The organism is Streptodolium elevatio, from assembly GCF_053592165.1.
In genome coordinates, this window is sequence record NZ_JBSFVE010000002.1 from 290,307 (window position 1) to 312,584 (window position 22,278).

Annotated in this window: 23 protein-coding genes; 14 read left to right on the forward strand and 9 right to left on the reverse strand. The window is 72.8% G+C overall.

The window, feature by feature from the left end; translation table 11 throughout:
* Positions 1–27 precede the first annotated feature (27 nt).
* The 6 genes from ACWD12_RS05380 (at position 28) to ACWD12_RS05405 (ending at position 5,634) form a co-directional block, all read left to right on the forward strand.
* Positions 28–852 (forward strand): enoyl-CoA hydratase, encoded by an 825-nt coding sequence (locus ACWD12_RS05380; RefSeq protein WP_450098422.1) that lies wholly within the window; start codon positions 28–30, stop codon positions 850–852.
* On the forward strand, positions 852–1,877 hold the full coding sequence (locus ACWD12_RS05385; protein WP_450098423.1) for a TIGR03617 family F420-dependent LLM class oxidoreductase: 1,026 nt from the start codon (positions 852–854) through the stop codon (positions 1,875–1,877). Before ACWD12_RS05380 ends, ACWD12_RS05385 begins: the two co-directional genes overlap by 1 nt.
* 144 nt (positions 1,878–2,021) lie before the next feature.
* On the forward strand, positions 2,022–3,005 hold the full coding sequence (locus ACWD12_RS05390; RefSeq protein ID WP_450098424.1) for a GlxA family transcriptional regulator: 984 nt from the start codon (positions 2,022–2,024) through the stop codon (positions 3,003–3,005).
* 189 nt (positions 3,006–3,194) lie between these two features.
* Complete coding sequence (locus ACWD12_RS05395) at positions 3,195–3,797, forward strand: isochorismatase family protein (protein ID WP_450098425.1); 603 nt, start codon at positions 3,195–3,197, stop codon at positions 3,795–3,797.
* Positions 3,798–3,938: 141 nt separating this feature from the next.
* Positions 3,939–4,925, forward strand: a complete 987-nt coding sequence (locus tag ACWD12_RS05400; RefSeq protein ID WP_450098426.1) for an ADP-ribosylglycohydrolase family protein — start codon at positions 3,939–3,941, stop codon at positions 4,923–4,925.
* Between the two features lie 67 nt (positions 4,926–4,992).
* Positions 4,993–5,634 (forward strand): maleylpyruvate isomerase family mycothiol-dependent enzyme, encoded by a 642-nt coding sequence (locus tag ACWD12_RS05405; protein ID WP_450098427.1) that lies wholly within the window; start codon positions 4,993–4,995, stop codon positions 5,632–5,634.
* Between the two features lie 47 nt (positions 5,635–5,681).
* Here ACWD12_RS05405 and ACWD12_RS05410 read toward each other — a convergent pair whose 3' ends face one another.
* Together ACWD12_RS05410 and ACWD12_RS05415 are read right to left on the reverse strand one after the other, a co-directional pair.
* Entirely contained in the window at positions 5,682–6,074 is a 393-nt protein-coding gene (locus ACWD12_RS05410; RefSeq protein ID WP_450098428.1) for a hypothetical protein, read from the reverse strand.
* Positions 6,075–6,082: 8 nt separating this feature from the next.
* The gene (locus ACWD12_RS05415) at positions 6,083–6,853 is read right to left on the reverse strand and encodes a GNAT family N-acetyltransferase (RefSeq protein ID WP_450098429.1); all 771 of its coding nucleotides are present in this window, start codon (positions 6,851–6,853) and stop codon (positions 6,083–6,085) included.
* Positions 6,854–6,973: 120 nt separating this feature from the next.
* On the opposite strand from ACWD12_RS05415, the gene ACWD12_RS05420 reads away from it, so the two are divergent.
* The 7 genes from ACWD12_RS05420 (at position 6,974) to ACWD12_RS05450 (ending at position 14,803) form a co-directional block, all read left to right on the forward strand.
* Complete coding sequence (locus ACWD12_RS05420; RefSeq protein ID WP_450098430.1) at positions 6,974–7,489, forward strand: F0F1 ATP synthase subunit B family protein; 516 nt, start codon at positions 6,974–6,976, stop codon at positions 7,487–7,489.
* A 228-nt stretch (positions 7,490–7,717) separates the two neighbouring features.
* Positions 7,718–8,146 carry a MarR family winged helix-turn-helix transcriptional regulator gene (locus ACWD12_RS05425; protein WP_450098751.1) on the forward strand — a complete coding sequence of 143 codons (429 nt, stop codon included), beginning with the start codon at positions 7,718–7,720 and terminating at the stop codon, positions 8,144–8,146.
* Positions 8,147–8,222: 76 nt separating this feature from the next.
* Positions 8,223–8,660 (forward strand): PPOX class F420-dependent oxidoreductase, encoded by a 438-nt coding sequence (locus tag ACWD12_RS05430; RefSeq protein WP_450098431.1) that lies wholly within the window; start codon positions 8,223–8,225, stop codon positions 8,658–8,660.
* Between the two features lie 10 nt (positions 8,661–8,670).
* Positions 8,671–10,515 (forward strand): PucR family transcriptional regulator, encoded by a 1,845-nt coding sequence (locus ACWD12_RS05435; protein ID WP_450098432.1) that lies wholly within the window; start codon positions 8,671–8,673, stop codon positions 10,513–10,515.
* A gap of 219 nt (positions 10,516–10,734) precedes the next feature.
* A complete protein-coding gene (locus tag ACWD12_RS05440) occupies positions 10,735–12,234 on the forward strand; it encodes a diaminopimelate decarboxylase (RefSeq protein ID WP_450098752.1) in 1,500 nt (499 codons plus the stop codon).
* Positions 12,222–13,073: a M55 family metallopeptidase gene (locus tag ACWD12_RS05445; RefSeq protein ID WP_450098433.1), complete on the forward strand. Its 852-nt coding sequence runs from the start codon at positions 12,222–12,224 to the stop codon at positions 13,071–13,073. The genes ACWD12_RS05440 and ACWD12_RS05445 overlap by 13 nt, the downstream gene beginning before the upstream one ends.
* A gap of 182 nt (positions 13,074–13,255) precedes the next feature.
* Positions 13,256–14,803, forward strand: coding sequence for an amino acid permease (locus ACWD12_RS05450; RefSeq protein WP_450098434.1), 1,548 nt, complete (start codon positions 13,256–13,258; stop codon positions 14,801–14,803).
* Here ACWD12_RS05450 and ACWD12_RS05455 read toward each other — a convergent pair.
* The 6 genes from ACWD12_RS05455 to ACWD12_RS05480 form a co-directional block, all read right to left on the reverse strand.
* Positions 14,684–15,145 (reverse strand): DUF3237 domain-containing protein, encoded by a 462-nt coding sequence (locus tag ACWD12_RS05455; RefSeq protein ID WP_450098435.1) that lies wholly within the window; start codon positions 15,143–15,145, stop codon positions 14,684–14,686. The genes ACWD12_RS05450 and ACWD12_RS05455 overlap by 120 nt on opposite strands.
* Positions 15,146–15,262: 117 nt before the next feature.
* The gene (locus ACWD12_RS05460; RefSeq protein ID WP_358359594.1) at positions 15,263–16,051 is read right to left on the reverse strand and encodes an ABC transporter ATP-binding protein; all 789 of its coding nucleotides are present in this window, start codon (positions 16,049–16,051) and stop codon (positions 15,263–15,265) included.
* Positions 16,044–17,051 (reverse strand): ABC transporter ATP-binding protein, encoded by a 1,008-nt coding sequence (locus ACWD12_RS05465; protein ID WP_450098436.1) that lies wholly within the window; start codon positions 17,049–17,051, stop codon positions 16,044–16,046. Before ACWD12_RS05465 ends, ACWD12_RS05460 begins: the two co-directional genes overlap by 8 nt.
* Positions 17,048–17,923 carry an ABC transporter permease gene (locus ACWD12_RS05470; RefSeq protein WP_450098437.1) on the reverse strand — a complete coding sequence of 292 codons (876 nt, stop codon included), beginning with the start codon at positions 17,921–17,923 and terminating at the stop codon, positions 17,048–17,050. Before ACWD12_RS05470 ends, ACWD12_RS05465 begins: the two co-directional genes overlap by 4 nt.
* Positions 17,920–18,870, reverse strand: coding sequence for an ABC transporter permease (locus ACWD12_RS05475; RefSeq protein ID WP_450098438.1), 951 nt, complete (start codon positions 18,868–18,870; stop codon positions 17,920–17,922). The genes ACWD12_RS05470 and ACWD12_RS05475 overlap by 4 nt, the downstream gene beginning before the upstream one ends.
* A 7-nt stretch (positions 18,871–18,877) precedes the next feature.
* The gene (locus ACWD12_RS05480; RefSeq protein WP_450098439.1) at positions 18,878–20,557 is read right to left on the reverse strand and encodes a CocE/NonD family hydrolase; all 1,680 of its coding nucleotides are present in this window, start codon (positions 20,555–20,557) and stop codon (positions 18,878–18,880) included.
* A gap of 166 nt (positions 20,558–20,723) precedes the next feature.
* Here ACWD12_RS05480 and ACWD12_RS05485 point away from each other — a divergent pair, with 166 nt between their 5' ends.
* A complete protein-coding gene (locus ACWD12_RS05485) occupies positions 20,724–21,308 on the forward strand; it encodes a TetR/AcrR family transcriptional regulator (RefSeq protein WP_450098440.1) in 585 nt (194 codons plus the stop codon).
* 57 nt (positions 21,309–21,365) lie between these two features.
* Here the strand turns inward: ACWD12_RS05485 and couO are convergent, their stop codons facing one another.
* Entirely contained in the window at positions 21,366–22,244 is an 879-nt protein-coding gene (gene couO, locus ACWD12_RS05490) for a 4-hydroxyphenyl-beta-ketoacyl-CoA hydrolase (protein ID WP_450098441.1), read from the reverse strand.
* Positions 22,245–22,278: the final 34 nt, after the last annotated feature.

The window sequence follows — 22,278 nt, forward strand, 5'->3', positions numbered from 1 at the left end:
CGACCACCCACACGAAAGGAGGCATCCGTGGTCCTGCTCGTCGACGTATGCGACAAGGTCGCCCTGATGACGCTCAACCGGCCCGAGGCGCGGAACGCGCTGTCCCCCGACCTCGCCGCCGCGATCCCGGAGGCCGTCGCGGAGCTCGACGCCCGCCCGGACGTCGCGGCCATCGTGATCACCGGCGCGGACCCCGCGTTCTGCGCCGGATTCGACCTCAAACGGCTTGCCACGACCGGTACTTCCCGTGCAGAACGCAACACCTCCACCGAACCGCCGCCCTACTGGGGTCCGTTCCCGCCGCACACCACGCCGATCATCGGCGCGGTCAACGGCCCGGCCGTGACCGGCGGATTCGAACTCGCGCTCGGCTGCGACTTCCTCATCGCGTCCGAACGCGCCCGCTTCGCGGACACCCACGCCCGGGTCGGCCTCATGCCGGGGTGGGGGCTGACCATCCGCCTGCCACAGCTGATCGGCCCCGCACGCGCGCTGCAGATGAGTGTCACCGGCGAGTTCGTCGACGGACGCCGGGCCTGCGACTGGGGTCTGGTCAACGAGGTCGTCCCGCACGACGAGTTGCTGCCCCGGGCCATGGACATCGCGCGCCAGATCGCCGACATCCCGGCCGTGTACGTGGCCGAAGTGCGCGACATGTACCGCGAGATGGCGGAACTCGACGGCGACGCGTCCTACGCGCGCGAGCACACCCGCGCCCGCGCGTGGATGGACAACCGCTTCGACCAGGCGCGACTTGCCGAGGTACGCCAGGGCATCGTCGACCGCGGGCGCACCTTCGTCGCCGACACCGCGGCCGACGGCACCACCGACCCACAGCCCCAGGAAGCGTGATGAAGGTCTACACCGGAATGGACCCGCGGATCCCGCTGCGCGACGTGGCCGCCCACGCGCGCCGCGCGGAGGCCGCCGGATACGACGGACTGCAGGTCTCGGAGACCGTGCACGACGCGTTCGCCCTCGCCTTGCTGGCGCTGGAGCACACCGAGCGGATCGTCGTCCGCACGTCCGTCGCCCTGGCGTTCGCGCGTTCGCCGATGCTGACCGCGTACACCGCGTGGGACCTCGCGCGCTTCTCGGGCGGGCGCTTCCACCTCGGGCTCGGCACCCAGATCAAGCAGAACATCGAGGACCGGTACGGCATGCCGTGGTCCGAACCCGCCGCCCGCATGCGCGAGTACGTCGGGGCCGTCCAGGCGGCGTTCGGCACGTTCCGCACCGGCGAGCGGCCCGCGTTCCACGGCGAGCACTACCGCATCACGCGCATGCAGCCGTACTTCAACCCCGGCCCGGACGAGGACACCCCCGCCCCGCCGATCTACCTCGGCGGCGTCAACCGCCGCATGTGCGCGCTCGCCGGCGAGGTCGCCGACGGGTTCGTCACCCACCCGACCAACTCCTCGCCGCGCTACCTCACCGAGATCTGCCTGCCCGGCCTCGCGCAGGGCGCCGCGTCGCGGGCGCAGCCGCGGACCCTGGACCTGATCGCCGGGACCCAGGTCATCGCGGGCGCGACGCACGCCGAGTTGGACGCGGAACGCGAACGCCAGCGGCGGTTGTTCGCGTTCCTGTACTCCACGCCCGCGTACCGGCGGACCCTGGAGCTGTACGGCTGGGCCGACCTGCAGGACCGGCTCGCCCACATGATCCGCCGCGACCAGTGGGACGACCTGCACGCCGTGGTCACCGACGAGGTCCTGGACACGCTCGTCCCGATGGCGCTGTACGAGGACCTTCCCGAGCTGATCCTCGGCCGCTGGGGCGCTCTGGCCGCGGGCGTCACCGTCCCGCTGCCCGCCAACCCGGACCACGACGGCCGGGTCGCCGAGGTCGTCAAGGCCCTCCAGTCCGCGGACTGAAGCCCTCCTGCCCGGTCCCGGGGCTGCCGAGCCCCGGGGCCGGGCATCCCGGGGGCGCCTGCCGAAGGGGCCGGACATCCGGGTGTCCGAATATGACAGATAGCCGTCATTGCGGCCATGGGACGCACCGGCGACGATAGGGGCATGCCCAGTCCCCACCGAGTCGTCATCGCGGTCTTCCCCGACGTCGACCTGCTCGACGTCACCGGCCCGGCCGAGGTCTTCGCGCTGGCAAACCGGGAGACCGGCGGACGGGCCGGCTACCAGGTGCGCCTTGCCGCACCCGAGGCCGGACCGGTGGCCACGTCGGCAGGCGTACGCGTCGTGGCGGATCTGACGTTCGCCGAGGTGGGGGCCGCGGTGGACACCCTGCTCGTACCGGGAGCGGTGGACATGCACCCGGACGGCCCGGTCGCCCGCGTCGACGCCGCGGTGGTCGACTGGGTCAGGACGACCGCGCCGCACGCGAGGCGGATCGCGTCGGTGTGTGTCGGCGCTCACGTACTCGCCGCCGCCGGGCTGCTCGACGGGCGGCGGGCCACCACCCACTGGTCGACCGCGGCCCAGCTGGCAGCCGACCATCCGGAGGTACGGGTCGACGCCGACCCGATCTTCGTGCGGTCCGGCCGGGTGTGGACCGGTGCCGGGATCAGCACGTGCATGGACCTGGCACTTGCCCTGGTGGCCGAGGACCACGGCGAGGACCTGGCGCTCGCGGTGGCCCGCCAACTGGTGATGTACCTGCGGCGGCAGGGCGGGCAGAGCCAGTTCAGCGTCCCGCTGAGCAGACCCGCCGCGGCCCGCCGGGACATCGACGAGTTGCGCGTGTTCATCACCGAGAACCTCGACGACGACCTGTCGGCACCGGTCCTGGCCGGGCGCATGTGCCTGAGCGAACGCCACTTCGCCCGGGTCTTCCGCCAGGAGACCGGCAGCAGCCCGGCCGCGTACGTCGAAGCCGCGCGCGTCGAGGCGGCCCGCCGCCTTCTGGAGACCACCGACGAGCCGCTGGACCGCGTCGCGACCGCGACCGGCATGGGCTCGGTGGAGACCCTGCACCGGGCGTTCCGCAAACAGATCAACACGACCCCGGCGTCCTACCGCCGCAGGTTCCGCACCGGCTCCTGACCGGCGGCCCCGGCAGGTTCGGCCGGGTCCCGACGGATCCGGCCGTATCCAGTTGCATCCAGCCCGGTCTGGCCGGGTCCACAACCGACCATCCCACCGAGGCGGGCAAGCCCGGCGACAGCGGGCTTCGCCACGCCCGCATTCCCCCGCAACATCCAGAAAATCCAACTGAAGGGAACCCAAGTACTCATGAACGCCTCCGCCACCCTCCGCGAAGTCACCGGCCGCGACAATGCGCTTCCCAAGCTCGCCGACGCGACCCTGGTCTTGATCGACTTCCAGAACACCTACCGCTCCGGAGTCATGGCCCTGGAAGGCGCCGAGCCGGCTCTGGGCGCCGGGGCTCGTCTGCTCGCCGCGGCCCGCGCGGCAGGCGCGCCCGTCGTGCACGTCGTGAACGACGGCGGCGAGGGAACGCCGTACGACATCCGCGCCGAGATCGGGGCCATCAGCGACGAGGTCGCCCCCGTCGGCGATGAGCCGGTCGTGGTCAAGCAGTTCCCCAACGCCTTCCACCTGACCGAGCTGGAGCAGACACTGCGGGACCTGGGCGCCGGCCCCGACCTGGTATTGGCCGGGTTCATGACGCACATGTGCGTGACGTTCACCGCGCAGGGCGCCTTCAACCTCGGCTACCGACCCACCATCGTCGCCGAGGCAACGGCAACCCGCTCCCTGCCGGGCCCCGACGGAAACGTCGTCTCCGCCGCCACCCTCCAGTCGAGCGCCCTCACCACGATCGGCGACCTGTTCGGCGTGGTCGCCCGCACGGTCGAAGACCTCCCCGTCTGACCCCGGGTTGTGCGCCGCAGTTGCCGGTCCGGCACACCTTTCCACGCGGCGGTCCGCCCGGTGGAAGGTGCGCGGGACCGGCAACTCCCGTTCGAAAACAGCTCGCTGCGCTTGCCTCACTACGTGGCACAATGCGCGGCAATGACCGAGCTACCATCAACTCGACCCGAGCCGACGGCTCGCACGATCGATAGCACCCCAACCACCCACGCAGTCCCCGCAGTTGCCTCGCCGTCACCGCAAGTCCGGGCCCTCGACTCACTCCGAGGCCTGGCCGTCGGCGACGCGCTCGGGGCGCAGCACTTCGTCCCGGCCAACCTCGCGCGGCTGCGCCGCCGCGAACTGCCCGACGCGCCCTGGCCCTGGACCGACGACACCGAAATGGCCTGCGCGGTGTACGCGGAACTCGCCGCCCACGGCCACATCGACCAGGATCGGCTGGCCGCCGCCTTCGCCCGGCACCACGACTTCGACCGCGGGTACGGTCCCACCGTCAACCGCATGCTGCGCCTCGTGCGGGCAGGGGGCTCGTGGCGTGAACTGGCCGCGGAGCCGTTCGACGGCACGGGCTCCTGGGGCAACGGCGCGGCGATGCGGGTGGCGCCGCTGGGCGCCTGGTTCGCGGACGACCCGGAGCGCGCGGCGTACGAGGCGGCCCGGTCCGCGGAAGTGACGCACCGGCACCCCGAAGGCGTCGCCGGGGCCGTCGCAGTGGCCGTCGGCACCGCACTCGCGTGCGACCGCACCGCGCACCTGGCACCAGACGCTTTCGTGGCGGCCGTCGCCGCGGCGACGCCGCCCGGTCTGGTGCGCACCCGCCTCGACTCGGCCCGGCGGCTCCTCGACCGCGCGGACGGCGCCCAGGTCGGCCGGACTCTCGGCAACGGGCGCCGCGTCAGCGCGCCGGACACGGTCCCCTTCACAATCTGGGTGGCCGCGCGGCACCGCGACGACTTCGAGGCGGCCTTCTGGGCGACCGCCTCCGCGGGCGGCGACGTCGACACCACCTGTGCGATCGTCGGCGGCATCATCGGCGCACGCGTCGGTGCCGAGCGGCTGCCGGCGGGCTGGTGGGACCGCGTCGAAGCGCTGCCCGACTGGGCGTTCGCCGCGGCGCAAGCCGGCTGACGCCGCCGACCCGCGCCCGCCCGCAAGGGCGTGGACCCCGTTCGGGCAGCGCGGGCATGATGTCCCGATGACCAGGGACCCCCGGCTTCCGGGCCGACTGCTGCTCGCCGAACGCGACACTCTGCTGCCCGTCCTCCGGGCGGCGGAGCCGTCCGCGTTCGCCCTCCCGACCGTCCTGCCGGGGTGGTGCGTGCGCGACGTGCTGGCGCACTGCGCGGCCGCGTTGACCATGGCCGCCACCGACACGCTGCACGACTTCGGTGACGAGGCCAACGCGGCGGACATCGCGGCCCGGGCGGACCTGCCGATCTCCGCCGTGCTCGACGAACTCGAGGCCGGCTATGCGGGTGCGGCCGAGGCGATCGTGGCGCGCGGCGGCGCGTGGGACGCGCTGGCGCTGGGCGAGTGGGTGCACGGCGGCGACGTGCGCGAGGCGTTCGGGATCGGGGACGCGTACGCGAGCGCGGGCATCGACGACGCGCTCACCCTCTTGCAGGAGCGCATGGCGCAGCCGTTCCGCGCGCTGCCGCCCACCGACGTACGGCTCCCCGACCGCGAGCTGCGCCTCGGCGCGCCCGACGCCGCACCGGCCGCCACGCTGGAGACCGACGCCGCGACCCTGATGCGCCTGATCGCGGGCCGCTCACCCGACCCGGAGCGGTACACGCTCAAGGGCGCGGCACCGCAGGTGTACGTCACCTTCCACTGACCCGGCACGGCCCCCTCCGCCCCGAAGCCTCGCGCCGACCTGGGCTGCTACCGCCCGACCCGCAGCAGCCGACGCCAGCGCGGTAGTTCGAGGACCAGGGCGACGGCCACCAGCCCGGTGACCGCCAAAGCCGCCCACCGCGGCCAGGCCGCCCACGCACCCGCCACGGCCGCCGCGAACTGCAGCAGCATGATCGCGATGGTCACCACGCCCGGCACCGCGACGACGACCTGGTTCTTGTCGCCCGGCGTCGAGAAAACGGTCGGGAGCGCGATCAGCGCCGACACCGCGGCGACCGCGAGGATCGGCGAGACGGACGCCAGGGCCCACGGCGCCGCGACCCACGCGACGAGCTCGGTGGCGAACCTGAAGACGGACGACAGCCCGTCGTCCGGCCGGTCCGGAAACGTGCCGGCATCCCCCGCCCCGGGTCGTGCCACAAGTCGCGTCACGGTGTCTCTGGGACGAGCAGCGTCATGGTGCTCTCGCTGTGCGCGAATCCGAGCTTCTCGTACGTCGCGCGCGCCGGGTTCCCCTCGGTCACCGCGAGACCCAGTGCCCGCACCGCGTCCGCGGCGGCGCGGGCGAGCGTGGCGCGCAGTGCGGTCGCGCCCAGCCCCGCGTACGCACGGTCCGGGTCGCGGAAGACCTCGGTGACCCACGGTCCGAGCAGCGGCGGCGCGCCGGGGCGGTCGTTGGCCAGGCAGACGGCGACCGGGCGTGGCCCGTGCCGGAGCACGCAACTTGCGGGCATGAGGGCGCCGATGAGCGTGCCTTCGTACAGCGTCGCCAATTGCGCACGGGCGGAGTCGAAGGACTCGCCGCCCGGGTTGTCCGGGTGCCCGGGCGGATAGGCGCCGATCCACGCGGCGGTCAGGTCGGCCGGCTCGTGCTCGACCGCGGGCGACAAGGTGATGCCCGGCGGGAGCTCGGGGACCGCCCAGGACGGCTCGGGCGGCCGGGCCACCAGGTCCCAGGTGTAGCAGTGCGCGTGGCGCTGGAGCCGGGCTCCGGCGGCCGCGAGCGCGCGGCCCTCGCGTTCCTGCGCACACACGGCCCAGCCGGGCAGCGCGCGCAGCACCGCCGCCGCGAGGTCCGCGAGCGGTACACCCGGCCGGGGCTCCAGGTCGTCGGCGAGCCGGTGGCCCCGCCAGTTGCCGACGACATAGTCGGCGACCTCACGGTCCTTGTCGTCGCGCAGCGTCCGTCGTTCGTCCATCGGCACATTCTGCGTCCTCCGCGGCGCGGGGCGATCCGATTTACGCGGCCCTCATGCCCTCCACGCGCTGTGACCGGTCCCACGTGAACGGCTTCACAAAGGCGCCGATAGAGTGTCGGGATGGGACCCTTGACGCCTGATGGCGCCGAACTCGTAGTCGCCGTCATATGCTTCGCGCTGGTCTTCCTGATTGTCGGGAAGGTCCTGATCCCCCGGATCGCGCGCACACTCGACGAACGCCACGAAAAGCTCGAAGGCGGCTTCGACCACGCCGACGGCCTGCGCGAAGAGGCCGCGGATCTGGCCCGCCAGATCGCGAAGGAGAACGCCGAGGGCCGCCGCGAGGCCGCCCGGGTGCGCCAGGAGCTGATCGAGGAGGGCGCCGAATCCATCGCGGAGTCGCGCGCCGAGGCGCAGCGTGTCCGCGACGAGCTCGTGGTCTCCGGCCACAACGCCATCGCCGAGGAGCGCGCGCTCGCCGAGGCCGCGCTGCACGCCGAGCTCGGCATGATCGCCACCGAGCTGGCCGGCAAGATCGTCGGGGAATCGCTGGGTGACTTCGTCGCCTCCGGCGACACCGTCGAGCGTTTCCTCGCCGAGGCCGAGACCCGCAAGGCGGCGAACACCGCCTCCTGAACGACCGCACCGCGACTCACGAACCACCGCAGACCGCAGACCGCACCACCGCAGGATGGCACCACAGCACCATCCCCGCCACTTCGCCGGCTCCTCTACCATCGACAATGCAGTTGTCCGTACCGGACGGCCGCGGCAGTCGACAGTGGAGGAGCCGGCGAAGTGGCGACGGGACCGGACGGCACCCCGGGCGATCCCCCCGGCTTCGAGCTCCCGCTCCGCCTGTTCATGGCGTTCCGCACCGTCATCGACGAGGTGCACGAGGATCTGGCGCGGCACGGCCACCCCGACGTCCGGCCGATGCACGGCTTCGTCTTCCAGGCCATCGGCCCGCACGGGACCACCGCCGCGGACCTCGGCCGCACGCTCGGGGTGAGCAAGCAGGCCGCCGGCAAGACCGTCGCGAACCTCGAACAGCTCGGGTACGTCTCCGTCGGCCACGACCCGCACGACGCCCGCCGCAAACTGGTCCGCCTCACGTCCCGCGGCGTCGAATGCCTCGTCCTCTCCGCCCGCGCCTTCGAGAACGTCCGGGCCCGCTGGTCCGCCGAACTCGGCACCGAGCGCCTGCGCGCCCTCGACGACGACCTGCGCCGCATGACGCCCGCCGACTTCTTCCGCCTCGACTTCCCCGGCTGGTTCGGCACCGCCTCCTGACCCGGGATACGCCCCGGGCCGACCGTGCGGCGCGGTCACTTGACTTGAAGCGCACTTCAACTACGAGGCTGGGCACATGACTTCCTCGACACCCTTCACCGACGCCGAGACCGCCTACCTCCTCTCGCAGCGCCTCGGGCGGCTGGCCACGGTCGCGCCGGACGGCGCCCCGCAGAACAACCCCGTCGCGTTCAAGGTCAACCGAATCCACGGCACCATCGACATCGCCGGCTACAACATGGGCGCCAGCCGCAAGTTCCGCAACGTGGAGGGGAACCCGGAAGTCGCACTCGTGGTCGACGACATCGCGTCGTACGACCCGTGGACGGTACGCGGCATCGAGATCCGCGGTACGGCCGAGGCACTGCGCGACGTCGAGCACACCGGCCGCGGCGCCAGCCCGGAGATCATCCGGATCCACCCCCGCCGCATCGTCACCTGGGGCATCACCCCCGAAAGCCCGGGCATGAAGGGCCGCAGCGCGGGTGACGCCGTCCGCGCGCCCGATGCCTGATCATGGAGTGATGCCTTCCGAGCCGCACCCCGGGAAGGACGCCGGGCAGCGCCCCGAACCGCCCGCGGACCCGAACGTCCCGGTGACGGAGCCTCGCACCGACCCCGGGCCGCCGACGCTGTCCCATGTGCTGGCCGTGGTCGGTACCGACGTGCTGGAACTGGTGCACGCCCCGCGCGGGACCGGCGTGCCCGTGCGCGGCGTGGCGCTCTACGACGCGGGCGAGGCGGTCTGGGACCGCGAGCAGCAGGAACAGCGGGAGAGGCAGGAGAAGGAACCCGCGGACGCCGCCGGGCGGCATTCCTCCGACGGGCTCCTCCTGCTGGCGGTGGGCGTCGATGTGGCGTCGGCGGCCGCGCCGGACGTCCTGCTGGCCGCCGACCGTGCCGGGGCTGCCGCCGTCGTCATGCGGCGCGGCGCACTGCCCGCGGGTGCCGCCCTGTCGGCGACCGCGCGCCGGGTGGACACCGCGCTGCTCACCCGAGGCCCGGGCACGGACTGGACCGAGCTGCTCGCGCTGCTGCGCGCGGGTGTCTCGTACGCCGACCAGGTCGGCCGCGACGACGGCGACGCCGTCGACGGGCCGGACCTGCGGCGCGGGCTGGACCAGGTGCGGCTGGGCGACCTGCCCGCCCTGGCCAACGTCCTGGCCGACCTGGTCGGCGGCGCGATCACGATCGAGGACACGCGGTCGCGAGTGCTGGCCTACTCGCGTACCGACGGCGGCGCCGACCCGCTGCGGCAGCTGACCATCCTGGGCCAGCGGGTGCCGGAGTGGCGGGTGGCCCAGCTGCGCGAGAGCGGGTTCCTGCGCGAACTGTGGACCTCGTACGACGTGGTGCACCTGCCCGCCGGCGGGGACTTCGCCGAACGCCTGGCCGTCGCGGTCCGGGTGGGCGACGAGGTCCTCGGCTCGCTGTGGGCGGCGGCGACCGGCGGCGGCAGCCTGGCCGAGGGCTCCCGGGCCGCGCTGCGGGCCGCCGCCCGGGCCGCGGTTCCGCACCTCATCCAGCACCGGGCGCACAGTCGGCTCAGCGCGCGACGGCACGAGGAGGCCCTGCTCGGCGTCTTGACCGGGCGCGTCGCGGCGTCCGACCGGGAGCCCGCACTCGGCCTGGACGACGCGCGGCGCTACGCGGTCGTGGCCATCGACGCACCGCCGAATGCGAAGGACGGCACGGTCGGCGGGGCCGCCTGGCAGCGCCTGCTCGATGTGCTCGCCTTGCAGGCCGCCGCGCTGCGGACGTCCGCCGACGGCGCGTCGGTGCTCTCCGCGCAGTCGGGCCGGCGGATGTACCTGGTGGTACCGGTCCACGAGGACCGGCCGGAGGCCCCGGTCGCGCTGGCCCGCGAGCTGGCGGCCACCGCCCGGACCGTGCCGCCGGGATCGGTCCTGATCGGCGTGGGTCGCGCGGCCGCCGGCGCGTCGGGGCTGTCCGAGTCGCGGGCGTCCGCCGACCTGGTGCTGCGAGTGCTGGCCGAGCGGTACGACAGCCCGGGCGGCTCGGCCGTCGCGGAGCACGACCAGGTGCTCGTCCCCGCCACCCTGCTGCAACTGCTCGACCGGGTCGAGCCGGTGTGGCGGGCCTCGAACACCGGGCCGGTGCACCGGCTGGTCGCGTACGACACGGAGCACGGCACCGCCTTCCGCACCACACTGTCGGCGTACCTGGACGCGTTCGGCGACGTGGCGTCGGCCGCGGCCGCACTGACCGTGCATCCGAACACGCTGCGCCACCGGCTGCGCCGGATCCGCGAACTGTTCGGGCTCGATCTGGGTGACCCGGCCGCCCGGCTGCTGGCCGACGTGGGGCTGCGCATCGCGGCGCGCGAGGACCCGCCGGCGCGAGGCTGAACCGGGCGCACGTCGCCGGACGCGTCGCGGCTCCGTTGTCCGATCGGCCAACGTCCCGCGTACGACTCCGTACGATCGGCTGATGACGCCGTCGCGGCTCCGGGACCATGCTTTTCGACGTACCGGTCCCCGCCCCCGCCCCGGCGGACGCGTCCGCCCACGAAATCCGAGGTGTTCCCTGTGTTCTCCGGCCTCTCCGCGGCAGCTTCCCCCACCATCGTGGGCGGCGACGGCACGGCCACCGGCACAGCCCCTGACGCCGGGCGGCGCGCGGTGCTCGACGAGGCGGTGCGCCTCGCGGTACGCGAAGGTCTGCTCGACGCGCCGGCTCCGGTGGTCGGGCTGCTCGACGTCGAGGGCATCCGCGGCACGGTGGCCCGGCTGCACGCGGCGTTCGAGTCGCCCGCGCCCGTACTGCACACCTTCGCGGCCAAGGCGTGCGGCCTGGTCCCCGTCCTGCAATTGCTCGCCGAGTCGGGCATGGGCTGCGAGGTCGCCAGCCCCGGCGAGCTGGCGCAAGCCCTCGCGGCCGGCTTCAGCGCTGACCGGCTGGTGTTCGACAGCCCCGCGAAGACCATCGACGAACTCGAACTCGCCGTCGACCTGGGCATCGCGATCAACCTGGACAACTGGCAGGAGCTCGAACGCCTCGACGCCGTCCTGGCCGCCCGGCCCGCCGACGACCGCACCCCGCGCGGGCCGCTCGGCATCCGGGTGAACCCCCAGGTCGGCGCGGGTGCCATCGGCGCCATGAGCACCGCCACCGACACCTCCAAGTTCGGCATCGCGCTGCGCGACCCCGGTGCCGAGGAGGCCCTCGTCGAGGCCTTCCGCCGACGCCCCTGGCTCACCCGGCTGCACGCGCACGTCGGTTCGCAGGGCTGCCCGCTGCCGCTCATCTCCGCCGGTGTCCGGGCCGCGTACGAACTCGCCGAGCACATCAACGCCGCCGTCGGTCACCGGCAGATCGACAGCCTCGACATCGGCGGCGGCCTTCCGGTCAACTTCGACGGCGACGAGGAGAGCCCCGGCCACGCCGCCTACGTGGCGCAGCTGCGCGAGGACGTCCCGGGCCTGTTCGACGGCCGGTACGCCCTGGTCACCGAGTTCGGCCGCTCCGTCCTCGCCAAGCACGGCATGGTGCTGACCCGGGTGGAGTACACCAAGTCCGCCGGCGGGCGACCCATCGCGATCACCCACGCGGGCGCGCAGGTCGCCGCGCGCACGGTCTTCATGCCGCGGGCGTGGCCGCTGCGGATCGGCGTGTTCGACGCGGACGGCGTCCCGAAGGCCGGGCCATCCGTCGTGCAGGACGTGGCCGGGCCGTGCTGCTTCGCCGGCGACCTCACCGCCGAGGGCCGCGAACTGCCCCTGCTGGAACCGGGCGACGTGGTGGCGCTCTACGACACCGGGGCCTACTACTTCTCGTCGCACTTCGCCTACAACTCACTGCCCCGCCCCGCGGTCTACGGCTTCCGCTTCGACGACGCCGACCGCGCGCGCTTCGCCCTGGTGCGCGAGGCGCAGACGCTCGCCGAGATCGTCGCGGAGTCGGGGGCCGCGTACGCCGATTCCCTCGTCGGCCTGGTCGACGCCGGGGCCGCCGAATCCATGCGGGCCGCCACCGAAGGCGCGCCCGGCGACGACCCCGCCGGCAACGCCGACGACGACCCCGGCCGCGACCCTGGCCCCGAGGAGGTGCCCGCATGCGCGTCCTGATCTCCGCCGACATGGAGGGTGCCACCGGCACCGTCCTGCCCGCCGACGTGACCGCCGGCACCCCGCGCTACGAGCGCTTCCGCCGCCTGCTGACCGGCGACGTCAACGCCGCCGTGGCCGGCTTCGCCGCCGCCGGAGCCGACGAGATCCTGGTCAACGACGCACACTGCGGAATGGACAACGTCCTCTTGGAGGACCTCGACCCGCGCGCGAGCCTCATCGTCGGCCGCCACAAGCCGCTCGGCATGATGCAGGGCATCGAACTCGGCGTCGACGCCGTGGCGTTCGTCGGCTACCACACCGGCGCGGGCGAACCCGGCGTCCTGGCCCACACCTACCTGTCGCACAGCATCCTCGCCGTGCGCATCGACGAAGTGCCCACCGACGAAGGCCGGTTCAACGCACTCGTGGCCGCCGAGGCACAGGTGTCCGTGGTACTGGTCACCGGCGACGACCTGACCTGCGCGGCGGCCCGGTCCTGGGCTCCCGGCGCCCGGACCGTCGCCGTGAAGACGGCGCTGAGCAGGCACGCCGCGGTGTGCCGTACACCCGCGGCCACCGCCGCCGACATCACCGGCGCGGCGACCGCGGCTCTGGCCGACCGGGCGCGGGCGCGCACCGCGCAGTTGCCCGGTGCCCCGAGCCGCGGCACCGCGCTGACCGTTTCGGTGGACCTCGACAGCCCGTACCTGGCCGACCGTGCCACCGCGATGCCCGGGGTCGCCCCCGACGGGCCGCGGACGGTCGCGTTCACCGCCCCCGACGCCCGTACCGCGCTGCGCCACTTCCGCGCGCTGACCTGGGTGATCGGCAGCGGCCGGGAGGCCGAATGGACCTGACCCGGCCGGACTGCCCGGTGCGGCGGCGCACGGCTCCGGCCGACGCCTGCCGCCACGCCCCTTGACGGTTCCCGCTCGTTCGCCGAACCGTTCCGCCCCTCGTTCCGTTCGTCCTTGCTCCGCCCTTCCCGTACGTCCTACTCCGGCGCGCCCGCCAACGGCACGCGGCCGGACCGACGGGTGTGCCGCGGGCCGCCACCGCCGTGCGCGCGGACCGGCCTTCGCCGACGATCCCGCAGCCGCCGCGCAAGGCGGGCGGGACGGACGTCCCCCAGCTGAGCAGGTCGCTGCGCAACCGCCACATGTCGATGATCGCCATCGGCGGCGCGATCGGCGCGGGCCTGTTCGTCGGCAGCGGTTCGGTGATCAAGACCGCCGGACCCGCCGCGATCGTGTCGTACTGCCTCGCCGGCGCGCTCGTGCTGTGCACGATGCGGATGCTCGGCGAGATGGTCGTGGCGCGGCCGTCCTCGGGGTCGTTCTCCGACTACGCGCGGACCGCCATCGGCCCGTGGGCCGGGTTCACCATCGGCTGGCTGTACTGGTACTACTACGTGATCATCGTGGCCGTGGAGGCGGTGGCCGGCGCCGCGATCCTGCACGCCTGGATCGACGCGCCGCTGTGGCTGCTGGCCATGGGGCTCATGCTGGTGATGACCGCGACCAACCTGCTGTCGGTCAAGTCCTTCGGCGAGTTCGAGTTCTGGTTCTCCTCGATCAAGGTCGCCGCGATCGTGGCCTTCCTGATCGTCGGCACGCTCTTCGTGGTCGGCGCGTGGCCGGGCTCGTCGTTCGACTTCTCCAACCTGACCTCCCACGACGGGTTCACGCCCAACGGCTTCACCTCGATCTTCTCGGCGATCGTCGTGGTGATCTTCGCGTTCGGCGGGGCCGAGATCGTGACCATCGCGGCGGCGGAGAGCCGCGAGCCGGAGCGCTCGGTGGCCCGTGCCACCACCGGCATCATCTGGCGGATCATCCTGTTCTACGTCGGCTCGATCTTCCTGGTGGTGACGATCGTCCCGTGGGACGGCGCCGAGGTGCTCAAGAGCCCGTACGTCGCCGCGCTCGACACCATCGGCGTGGACGGCATCGGCACCGTCATGGACATCGTCATCCTCACCGCGGTGCTCAGCGTGCTGAACTCCTCGGTGTACGTGTCCTCGCGGATGGTCTTCGCGCTCGCCGAGCACGGCGACGCCCCGCGCTGGATGGTCGCCACCAGCCGCCGGAACGTCCCCACCCGCGCGATCCTGGCGGGCACGGTCGTCGGCTGGCTGTCCGTGCTGCTCGCCTACCTCTCCCCCGACCGCGTGTTCACCTACCTGGTCAATTCCTCCGGTGCGATCGCCATCTTCATGTACCTGCTGATCGGTGCCTCGCAGTTGCGCATGCGGCGGCGGCTGGAGCGAGAGGCACCGGAGCGGCTGACGCTCAAGATGTGGCTGTACCCGTACCTCACCTGGGTGGTCATCGCCGGGTTCCTGGGCGTGCTGGTGGCCATGGCCGTGATCGACGACCAGCGCACGCAGTTGCTCACGAGCCTGGTCAGCCTCGGCGGGGTGCTGGCGGCCTACGCGGTGCGCCGCGCGCGCGGACGCGGCGGCCGGTCAGCGGACCGCGTACATGCGGATCACCACGACGTCGTCCCCGTCGGGGCGGGCCAGGCCGACGAACACCGTCTCGGCGAGCCAGCGGTGGGCCGGGGCGTCGGTCCGGAACACGGGTGACGTCCGGTAGTAGTGGCCGGCCTCGGAGACCTTGACGTCTCCGTCGTGCTGGTCGGGGCTGTCGGGGTCGGGGTGGTAGAAGCCGCGGTTGACGATGTCGACGACCGAGCCGTCGTCGGCCTGCACGAGGTAGCGGGCCTCCAGTTCGCAGATCTCGCCGCGCGTGCTGCTCCAGTCCCCGCCCCCGGCCAGCACCTTGCCGGTGAGCCGCGGGCCGCTCACGCTGCCGCCGACGATGGGCGTGAACTCCGTGATCTCGCCGTCGCCGTGGCCGATGTGCAGGGTTTCGGACACCTGGGCCCTGATTTCGAACACGAACTCGAGGGCGGGTGCGAAGGACATGGTCTCTCCTTGATCGTGGGGTGGCGCGGTTGTCGCGCCGCGGTGCAAAGCTGCGGACCGGGTCGGCCCGGCTTGCGGATCGGTCGGGCGCGTGGGCGACCCGGCAGGGCGGTTCGGTCAGTCGGCGTCCGGGCGCGGTCGGCGCCGCGGCTTCCAGCCGGGCTTGGGGATGGACTCGATCAGACGCCGGGTGTACGCGTCGCGCGGCGCGCCCAACACGCGCCCGACCGGGCCCTGCTCGACCACCCGTCCGGTGCGCATCACCAGGACCTCGTCGCTGATGTGCGGGACCGCCGCGAGGTCGTGGGTGATGAACAGCAGTGCCGTCCCGGTGCTTTCCCGCACCTGTGCGAGCAGGTTCAGGATTTGCGCCTGGATCGACACGTCCAGGGCGGCGACCGCCTCGTCCAGGATCAGTACGCGTGGCTCGGCGGCGAGAGCCCGGGCGATCGCGACGCGTTGGCGCTGTCCGCCGGAGAGCCCTTTGGGGAGCGAGCGGGCCTGGCGCTCGTCCACCCCGACCAGGCCGAGGAGTTCCGCGACCCGGTCGTCGACGGCTGCGCCGTTGCCCGGGCGGTGCAGGCGTACGGCCTCGGCGACGGCGTCGCGTACCCGCTGGCGGCGGTCGAGCGACGAGTACGGGTCCTGGAAGACCATCTGGATCTGCCGGGCCCGGGTACGCCGCTCGGCGCCGCCCACCCGGCCGGGCCGACGCGGTTCGCCGCCCACCGCGAAGTGACCGCCGCTCGGCGCCTCCAGGCCCGCGATCATGCGTGCGGTGGTGGTCTTCCCCGAGCCCGACTCCCCCACCACCGCCAGCGACCCGCCCTCGGGAAGGGTGAGGCTGACGTCGTCGACGGCGACGAAATCGCCGTAGACCTTGCGCAGGTTGTGAACCTCAAGCATGCGATCCGGCCTCCTCGGGGGCGCGGGTGTGCGGGAAGTGGCAGGCGGCGGAGCCCGCGCCGGCGGGGCGCGATCGCGGCGGCTCGTCGTCGCACAGCTCGCGTGCCCGGGGACATCGGGCGGCGAACGCGCAGCCGGACGGGGCCTCGAAGCCGGACAGCGGGCGGCCCGCGATGGCCCGGAGTTCGCCTCGCGTGTCGCCGACGGACGGCCGCGAGGCGAGGAGCGCGCGGGTGTACGGGTGCGCCGCGTCGTCCTGCAGCGCCGCGGCGGGCAGGTCCTCGACGGTCGATCCCGCGTACATGACCGCCACGCGGTCGCACACCGCGGCGGCCAGTTCCAGGTCGTGGGTGATGAACAGCATGGCCAGGCCGCGTGCTTCGCGGGTCTCGGAGATGATCGCCATGACCTCCTCCTGGGTCGTCACGTCGAGTGCCGTGGTCGGTTCGTCGGCGAGCAGCAGCCGCGGCTCGGCGGCGAGCGCCGCGGCGATCATGACGCGTTGCAGGAGGCCTCCGGAGAGTTCCCAGGGGCGCTGCCGCATGCGGCGTTCCGCGTCGCCGATGCCGACCTCGCGCAGGATGCCCGCGACCTTCGTCCGGGCCTCGGCCACCGCGACGCCCCGCGCGGTGGTGAGGCCTTCGATGAGGAAGTCGCCGACGCCGCGCGCCGGGTTGATGTGGGCGCGCGGATCCTGGAAGACCATGGCGACGTCGCCCGCCCGGAATTCCCGCAGCCGTGCGCGGGACATGTCCGGCACGGACTCTCCCGCGAACCGCAGGCCTCCGTGCGTACGCGCGCCCTCGGGCAGCAGCCGCAGCACGGCACGCGCGGTCAGCGACTTGCCGGATCCGGACTCGCCCACCAGCGCGACCGCTTCGCCCTCGGCGATGCGGACGTCGGCGCGGTGTACGGCGGTCCGCGGCGTCCCGCCCACAGACAGGTCGATGCGCAGCGCGTCGATGTCCAGCAACGGCGGTGTGGAGTGCTTCATGCTCATGTGCCCTCTCCGAGCAGGCGCCGGGAGAGCCCCGATCCCAGCAGGTTGAACGCGACCACGACGACGAGCACCACGAGGCCGGCGTAGAGGGATTGCTGCGGCTGCCCGGCGAGGATGCCGGGGGCGCCGTTGGACACCATGAGCCCCCACTCGGGATCCGGCGGCTGGCTGCCGAGGCCGATGAACGAGATTGCCGCGACGTCGAGCAGGGCGTAGCCGAAGCCGATGGTGGCCTGGACCAGGACGAGTGGCGCCAGGTTCGGCAGGAGGTGCCGCAGCCAGATGCGGTGCGTGGGCGCGCCGAGCAGGTGCAGGGCGGCGACGTACGGCAGCCCGCGTTCCTTCATGGCCGCGGACCGCACCACGCGCGTGACCAGCGGGAGGTACGCGATGGACAGCGCGATCACCGGCGCCGTCGGCCCCGGCCCGAACACCGCGGCCGCCAGGACGGCCATGATCAGCCCCGGGAAGCCGAAGACGACGTCGAGCAGGCCGGAGACCAGCCGGTCGGCCCAGCCGCCGAACCAGGCGGCGCAGAGCGCCAGCAGAGTTCCGGCGATCGTGGAGAACAGGACCACGAGTGCCGGGGCGGTGAGGCTGGCACGGGTGCCGCAGATGATCCGGGACAGGATGTCGCGGCCGGTGTCGTCCGTTCCGAGGAGGTGCGCCCCGGAAGGGCCGGCGTTGACGTTGAAGGGGTCGACGGCGTTCGGGTCGTGCGGGGCCACCAGGGGCCCGAACACGGCCAGCAGCAGGAACAGCCCGACGACACATGCGGCGGCGGTGGTGACGCGGTCGCGCGGCGGCCGCGGTTTGCCGGCCGCGCCCACGAACCACATCTCTTTGTCAACGAGTTCGCTTCGCCCGTTCATGCGCGTCCCTTCTGTGCGGTACGCGGGTCGAGCGCGGCGCTGACGAGGTCGACGACGGTGTTGACGACCACGAACACCACGACGAACAGCAGGGCGACGGCTTGCACCACGGCCAGGTCCTGCTTGCCCGCCGCCTCGATCATCAGCGCGCCCAGTCCCCCGATGCCGAAGGCCTGTTCGGCGACCGCCGTGGTGGCGATGAGTCCGGCGACCCCCACGCCGGACACCGCGAAGATGGGCCCCGACGCGTTGCGGAGCACGTGGCGCCGGACGACCACCGACTCGGGGACGCCGCGGCTGCGTGCCGTCTCGACGTGCTCCGAGCGCAGTTCGGTGCGTACGGACGTGCGGGTGACCTGGGCGACGTACCCCACCCACGAGACGGCCAGGGCGACGGCCGGCAGGGTCAGGTGGGTCAGCGTGCCGACGAAGCCGCTGCCCGAGCCGTAGACCGGGAACCACGGCAGTTGCACGGCGAACACCCAGATCAGCAGCACCGACATGATGAACGTCGGGATCGCCATCGCGCCCGCGGTCACCACGGTGACGAACGATTCCGTCCGGCCGCCGCGCAGTCCCGCGAGGGTCCCGGCGAGTGTTCCGGTCACGAGGACCAGGACGGCCGCGTAGCCGACCAGGGCGAACGTGTCGCCGGCGCGGGCCGCGACGAGGTGGCCGACACTGTCCCGGTAGACGAGCGACTTGCCGAAGTCGCCGTGCAGGCAGTTGCCGAACCAGTGCCACCAGCTCTGCAGGAACGGGTCGTCGAGGTGGTACTCGCGGTGGATCTGGGCGAGCACTTCGGGGTCGGGCTTGCGCGCGCCGCCGACGAGCAGCGTGGCCGGGTCGCCCGGGGCGAGGAACAGCGCGCCGTGGATGGCGAGGCCGGCGATCACGACGGTGACGGCCAGGGTCGCGAGTCTGGTGGCGACGAATGCCGGCGACATCGCGGCCTCACTCCCCGGTTCCGGACGCGGCCGGAAGCACGGTCAGGCGCAGTCGTGAGCGCTGCCCGGGGCCGGTACGCAAGGTCTGGAGGCTCGCCTTGGGTGCGGTGGTGTACCAGGGGTTCTCGGTGGAGCCGGAGTTCGGCACGTGGTTCGGGAAGTCGCTGGAGGCGAGCGTGAGGGCGAGCCGGTGCCCGGTGCGTACGCGGTAGCCCGTGTGCCCGAGGTCGACGTCCCACGCGCCGGGCGCGTCCGCCTGCACGCAACCGCGCACGACGAGCCGGGCGGTGCCGTCGGGGGCGACGTCGAGGAGGCGGACGAACAGGTCGTACGTCGGAGCGGTGCTCGCGGCGTGCAGCTCCGCACGTACCGGCCCGGCCAGGTCCAGCGGCGTTTCGAAGGCCGGGGTGGTGAAGACGAGGACGTCGTCGCGGTCCGCGGTGGGCCGTTCGTCCGGGTGGTCGTGCAGGAGCATGAAGGTGTTGGCCACCGCCGACGGTACGAGGTCGTCGGGGTCGTACCGCCACTCGACGGACTCCCCCTGTGCCGCGGGCCGTTCGCCGAGGACCCCGCCCGGGAGCGGGCCCGGCGCGGCGGCGGGTGCGTCGAGGTGGAGGTCGAGCGCGGTCGCCCCGGGCGGCGGCCAGGAGGTTGACGTCCGCCATCCGACGTGGCCGAGCTTCCAGCGCACGCGCGGCAGCGTGTCCGGATGCTCGGTGCCCTTCAGGAACACGTCGAAGAAGCGCAGTGCGGGCGCGGTGTACGCGTCGAGCATGCGCGTGAGGGCGTCGTCGTCGACCATGTGGTCGGTTTCGGGAGCCACCGGGGCGTGTTCGAGGAAGTAGTTCTCGTGGTCGGTGCTGTCGGCGCTCAGGTACTGCACCGCCGCCCAGCCGGGCCGCCGGGCGAGTTCGGTGTAGTCGCGCATGTGGGCGACGCCGAGGTTGTCGAACCACCCGACGCAGTGCAACACCGGCACGGGCCGCGCGTCGTACGGGTGCGGCCCGTTGTACGCGGCCAGCGGTATGCCGCCGACGACCAGGTCGAAGCCCGCCGAGCGCTTCCCGATGGCCGTGAACGCCTGCTCATACGCGGCGATCAGCGGCCGCGTCGTCAGGTCCGGCTCGAACTCGTAGGTGTCGTTGTCGACCCAGACGTGGGCGAGGTAGTCGGCGCCTTCGAGCCAGCCCGGCTGACGCTCCGCACGGGCGTCGACCGTCGCGACGCCGGGGACGACGTCGGTGCACGTCACGCGCGGCACGATCGCGCGCAGGGCGGGGTGTTGGCTGGAGACGGCGGACCACTGCGTGAAGCCGTAGTAGGAGTCGCCGAACATGCCGACGACGCCGTCCGACCAGGGCTGGTGGGTCACCCATTCGATGGTGTCGTAGCCGTCGTCGACCTCTCCGGTCCAGCCGAGGGTGCGGCCCTGGGAGCGGAACTTGCCGCGGACGTCCTGGACGACCATGACGTAGCCGCGGGCGGTGAACCGCTCGGCGACCTGCTCGAAGAAGACGTAGCGGCTGTTCTTGTCGTAGGGCAGGCGGACCAGAACGGTCGGTGCGGGCTCGGTCTTGGCGCCGTAGACGTCGGTGGCCAGCCTCACCCCGTCGCGCATGCGGACCAGGTGCTGCCGCGCGTGTTCGGGGACCGGCTGCGCGGCGACGCGCTCGAAGGCAAGGCTCATGTGCGCTCCAACGCGGGAGAATGCAGCGGATGCTGGGGAAGGCGAAGGGGGTCACCGGGAGTTCACCGGTGAACCGCAGGGGAACCCCTGCGAAAAACAATGTGATATAACAACGTTGCATCACGCGATGTGCCACGTCAAGCCCCCACTGAGCTAGGTTGCCGCCATGCCGATCGACGTCGACGAAGTCCAGCGCCGCAAGGCCATCGCCAAGGCGACCCTCGCGGTCGCCGCCCGCGACGGGGCACGCGCGGTCACCATCCGCGCGGTGGCCAAGGAACTGGGCGGGTCCACGGCGATGGTCACGAACTACGTGCCCACCCGGATCGCACTGATCACCAACGCCGTCGACGCCGCGGAGTCCCGCTGGCGCACGGACCTGGACACCCACGTCGGCGAACTCCGGGGCGAGGACCGGCTGCGCGCCACGGTCGCCTGGAACCTCACCACCGACCCCGACGACCTGCTGCTGCGCCGGCTGTGGGTCGAGATGCTGTCGTCGGTGGGCTTCGACGCCGACTCCGCCGGATCGCCGGAGACCAGGGAGCCGCACGCCTCGCGGGCCGAACTGCGCGACGCGGCCGAGGACGCGGGCGTACCGGACCCGGAACTGGCCGCCGACATCCTCTTCCTGCTCGTCCGCGGCTACTTCATCTCGACGGTCGAGGATCCGGAGCTGTGGACGACGGACCGCGCGGCCGAAGTCGCCCGCGCGGTCGTCGACATGCTCGTGCACGTGGACGCGCGGTAAGCCGGTCGGGAGACCGGCTGATCCGCGGGGCCAGGTGGCGCCGGCCGGGTCGGCCGATCAGCCGCGGCCCCCGGCGAGGCCCAGCACGCGTACGGCGTTCTCCTTCAGCACCAGCGGGCGCACCTCGTCCTTGATGTCGAGCTTCGCGAAGTCCGCGAGCCAGCGCTCCGGGGTGATGACCGGGAAGTCCGAGCCGAACAGCACCTTTTCGCGCAGCAGCGTGTTGGTGGCGCGAACGAGCTGCGGCGGGAAGTACTTCGGCGACCAACCCGACAGGTCGATGTAGACGTTGGCCTTGTGGGTCGCGATCGAGATCGCCTCGTCCTGCCAAGGCACCGACGGGTGGGCCATCACGATGGTGAGTTCGGGGAAGTCCGCGGCCACGTCGTCGAGGAGCATCGGGTTCGAGTGCCGCAGCTTGATGCCCCGACCGCCGGGCAGGCCCGCGCCGATGCCGGTCTGGCCGGTGTGGAACAGCGCCGGGACGCCTTCCTCCGCGAGCACTTCGTACAACGGGTAGAAGCGCACGTCGTTGGGGTCGAAGCCCTGGAGGCTGGGGTGGAACTTGAAGCCCCGCACGCCGTGTCGGGTGACCAGGCGCCTGGCCCGGTCGACCGCGGCGCGGCCCGCGTGCGGGTCCACTGACCCGAACGGGACGAGAACGTCCGCGTGTTCGGCGGCGGCGTCGGCGATCTCCTCGCTGCTGAGCGCGGGATGCCCGGTGGCGGCGGTCGCGTCGACGGTGAAGACCACGGCCGCGGTACGCCGCGCGCGGTAGTGCTCGGCTATGCGCTCCAGTGTCGGAGTGCGGTCCTGGTCGGCCTTGAAGTAGGCGGCGGAGGCGTCGAGCAGTTCGCGGTCGAGGGCCAGGCAGCCCCGGCCGTCCTGTTCGACGTGCACGTGTACGTCGATCGCGTCGAGTGCGGTCAGGTCCATGGGTCTCTCCGAGGGATGGTTACCGGGGCTTCCG

Coding starts and splice junctions, on each gene's coding strand:
- ACWD12_RS05385 (WP_450098423.1), top strand. CDS start 852: ATGAAGGTCTACACCGGAATGGACCCGCGGATCCCGCTGCGCGACGTG.
- ACWD12_RS05390 (WP_450098424.1), top strand. CDS start 2,022: ATGCCCAGTCCCCACCGAGTCGTCATCGCGGTCTTCCCCGACGTCGAC.
- ACWD12_RS05395 (WP_450098425.1), top strand. CDS start 3,195: ATGAACGCCTCCGCCACCCTCCGCGAAGTCACCGGCCGCGACAATGCG.
- ACWD12_RS05400 (WP_450098426.1), top strand. CDS start 3,939: ATGACCGAGCTACCATCAACTCGACCCGAGCCGACGGCTCGCACGATC.
- ACWD12_RS05405 (WP_450098427.1), top strand. CDS start 4,993: ATGACCAGGGACCCCCGGCTTCCGGGCCGACTGCTGCTCGCCGAACGC.
- ACWD12_RS05415 (WP_450098429.1), bottom strand. CDS start 6,853: ATGGACGAACGACGGACGCTGCGCGACGACAAGGACCGTGAGGTCGCC.
- ACWD12_RS05420 (WP_450098430.1), top strand. CDS start 6,974: ATGGGACCCTTGACGCCTGATGGCGCCGAACTCGTAGTCGCCGTCATA.
- ACWD12_RS05425 (WP_450098751.1), top strand. CDS start 7,718: ATGGCGTTCCGCACCGTCATCGACGAGGTGCACGAGGATCTGGCGCGG.
- ACWD12_RS05430 (WP_450098431.1), top strand. CDS start 8,223: ATGACTTCCTCGACACCCTTCACCGACGCCGAGACCGCCTACCTCCTC.
- ACWD12_RS05435 (WP_450098432.1), top strand. CDS start 8,671: ATGCCTTCCGAGCCGCACCCCGGGAAGGACGCCGGGCAGCGCCCCGAA.
- ACWD12_RS05445 (WP_450098433.1), top strand. CDS start 12,222: ATGCGCGTCCTGATCTCCGCCGACATGGAGGGTGCCACCGGCACCGTC.
- ACWD12_RS05455 (WP_450098435.1), bottom strand. CDS start 15,145: ATGTCCTTCGCACCCGCCCTCGAGTTCGTGTTCGAAATCAGGGCCCAG.
- ACWD12_RS05460 (WP_358359594.1), bottom strand. CDS start 16,051: ATGCTTGAGGTTCACAACCTGCGCAAGGTCTACGGCGATTTCGTCGCC.
- ACWD12_RS05465 (WP_450098436.1), bottom strand. CDS start 17,051: ATGAGCATGAAGCACTCCACACCGCCGTTGCTGGACATCGACGCGCTG.
- ACWD12_RS05470 (WP_450098437.1), bottom strand. CDS start 17,923: ATGAACGGGCGAAGCGAACTCGTTGACAAAGAGATGTGGTTCGTGGGC.
- ACWD12_RS05475 (WP_450098438.1), bottom strand. CDS start 18,870: ATGTCGCCGGCATTCGTCGCCACCAGACTCGCGACCCTGGCCGTCACC.
- ACWD12_RS05480 (WP_450098439.1), bottom strand. CDS start 20,557: ATGAGCCTTGCCTTCGAGCGCGTCGCCGCGCAGCCGGTCCCCGAACAC.
- ACWD12_RS05485 (WP_450098440.1), top strand. CDS start 20,724: ATGCCGATCGACGTCGACGAAGTCCAGCGCCGCAAGGCCATCGCCAAG.
- couO (WP_450098441.1), bottom strand. CDS start 22,244: ATGGACCTGACCGCACTCGACGCGATCGACGTACACGTGCACGTCGAA.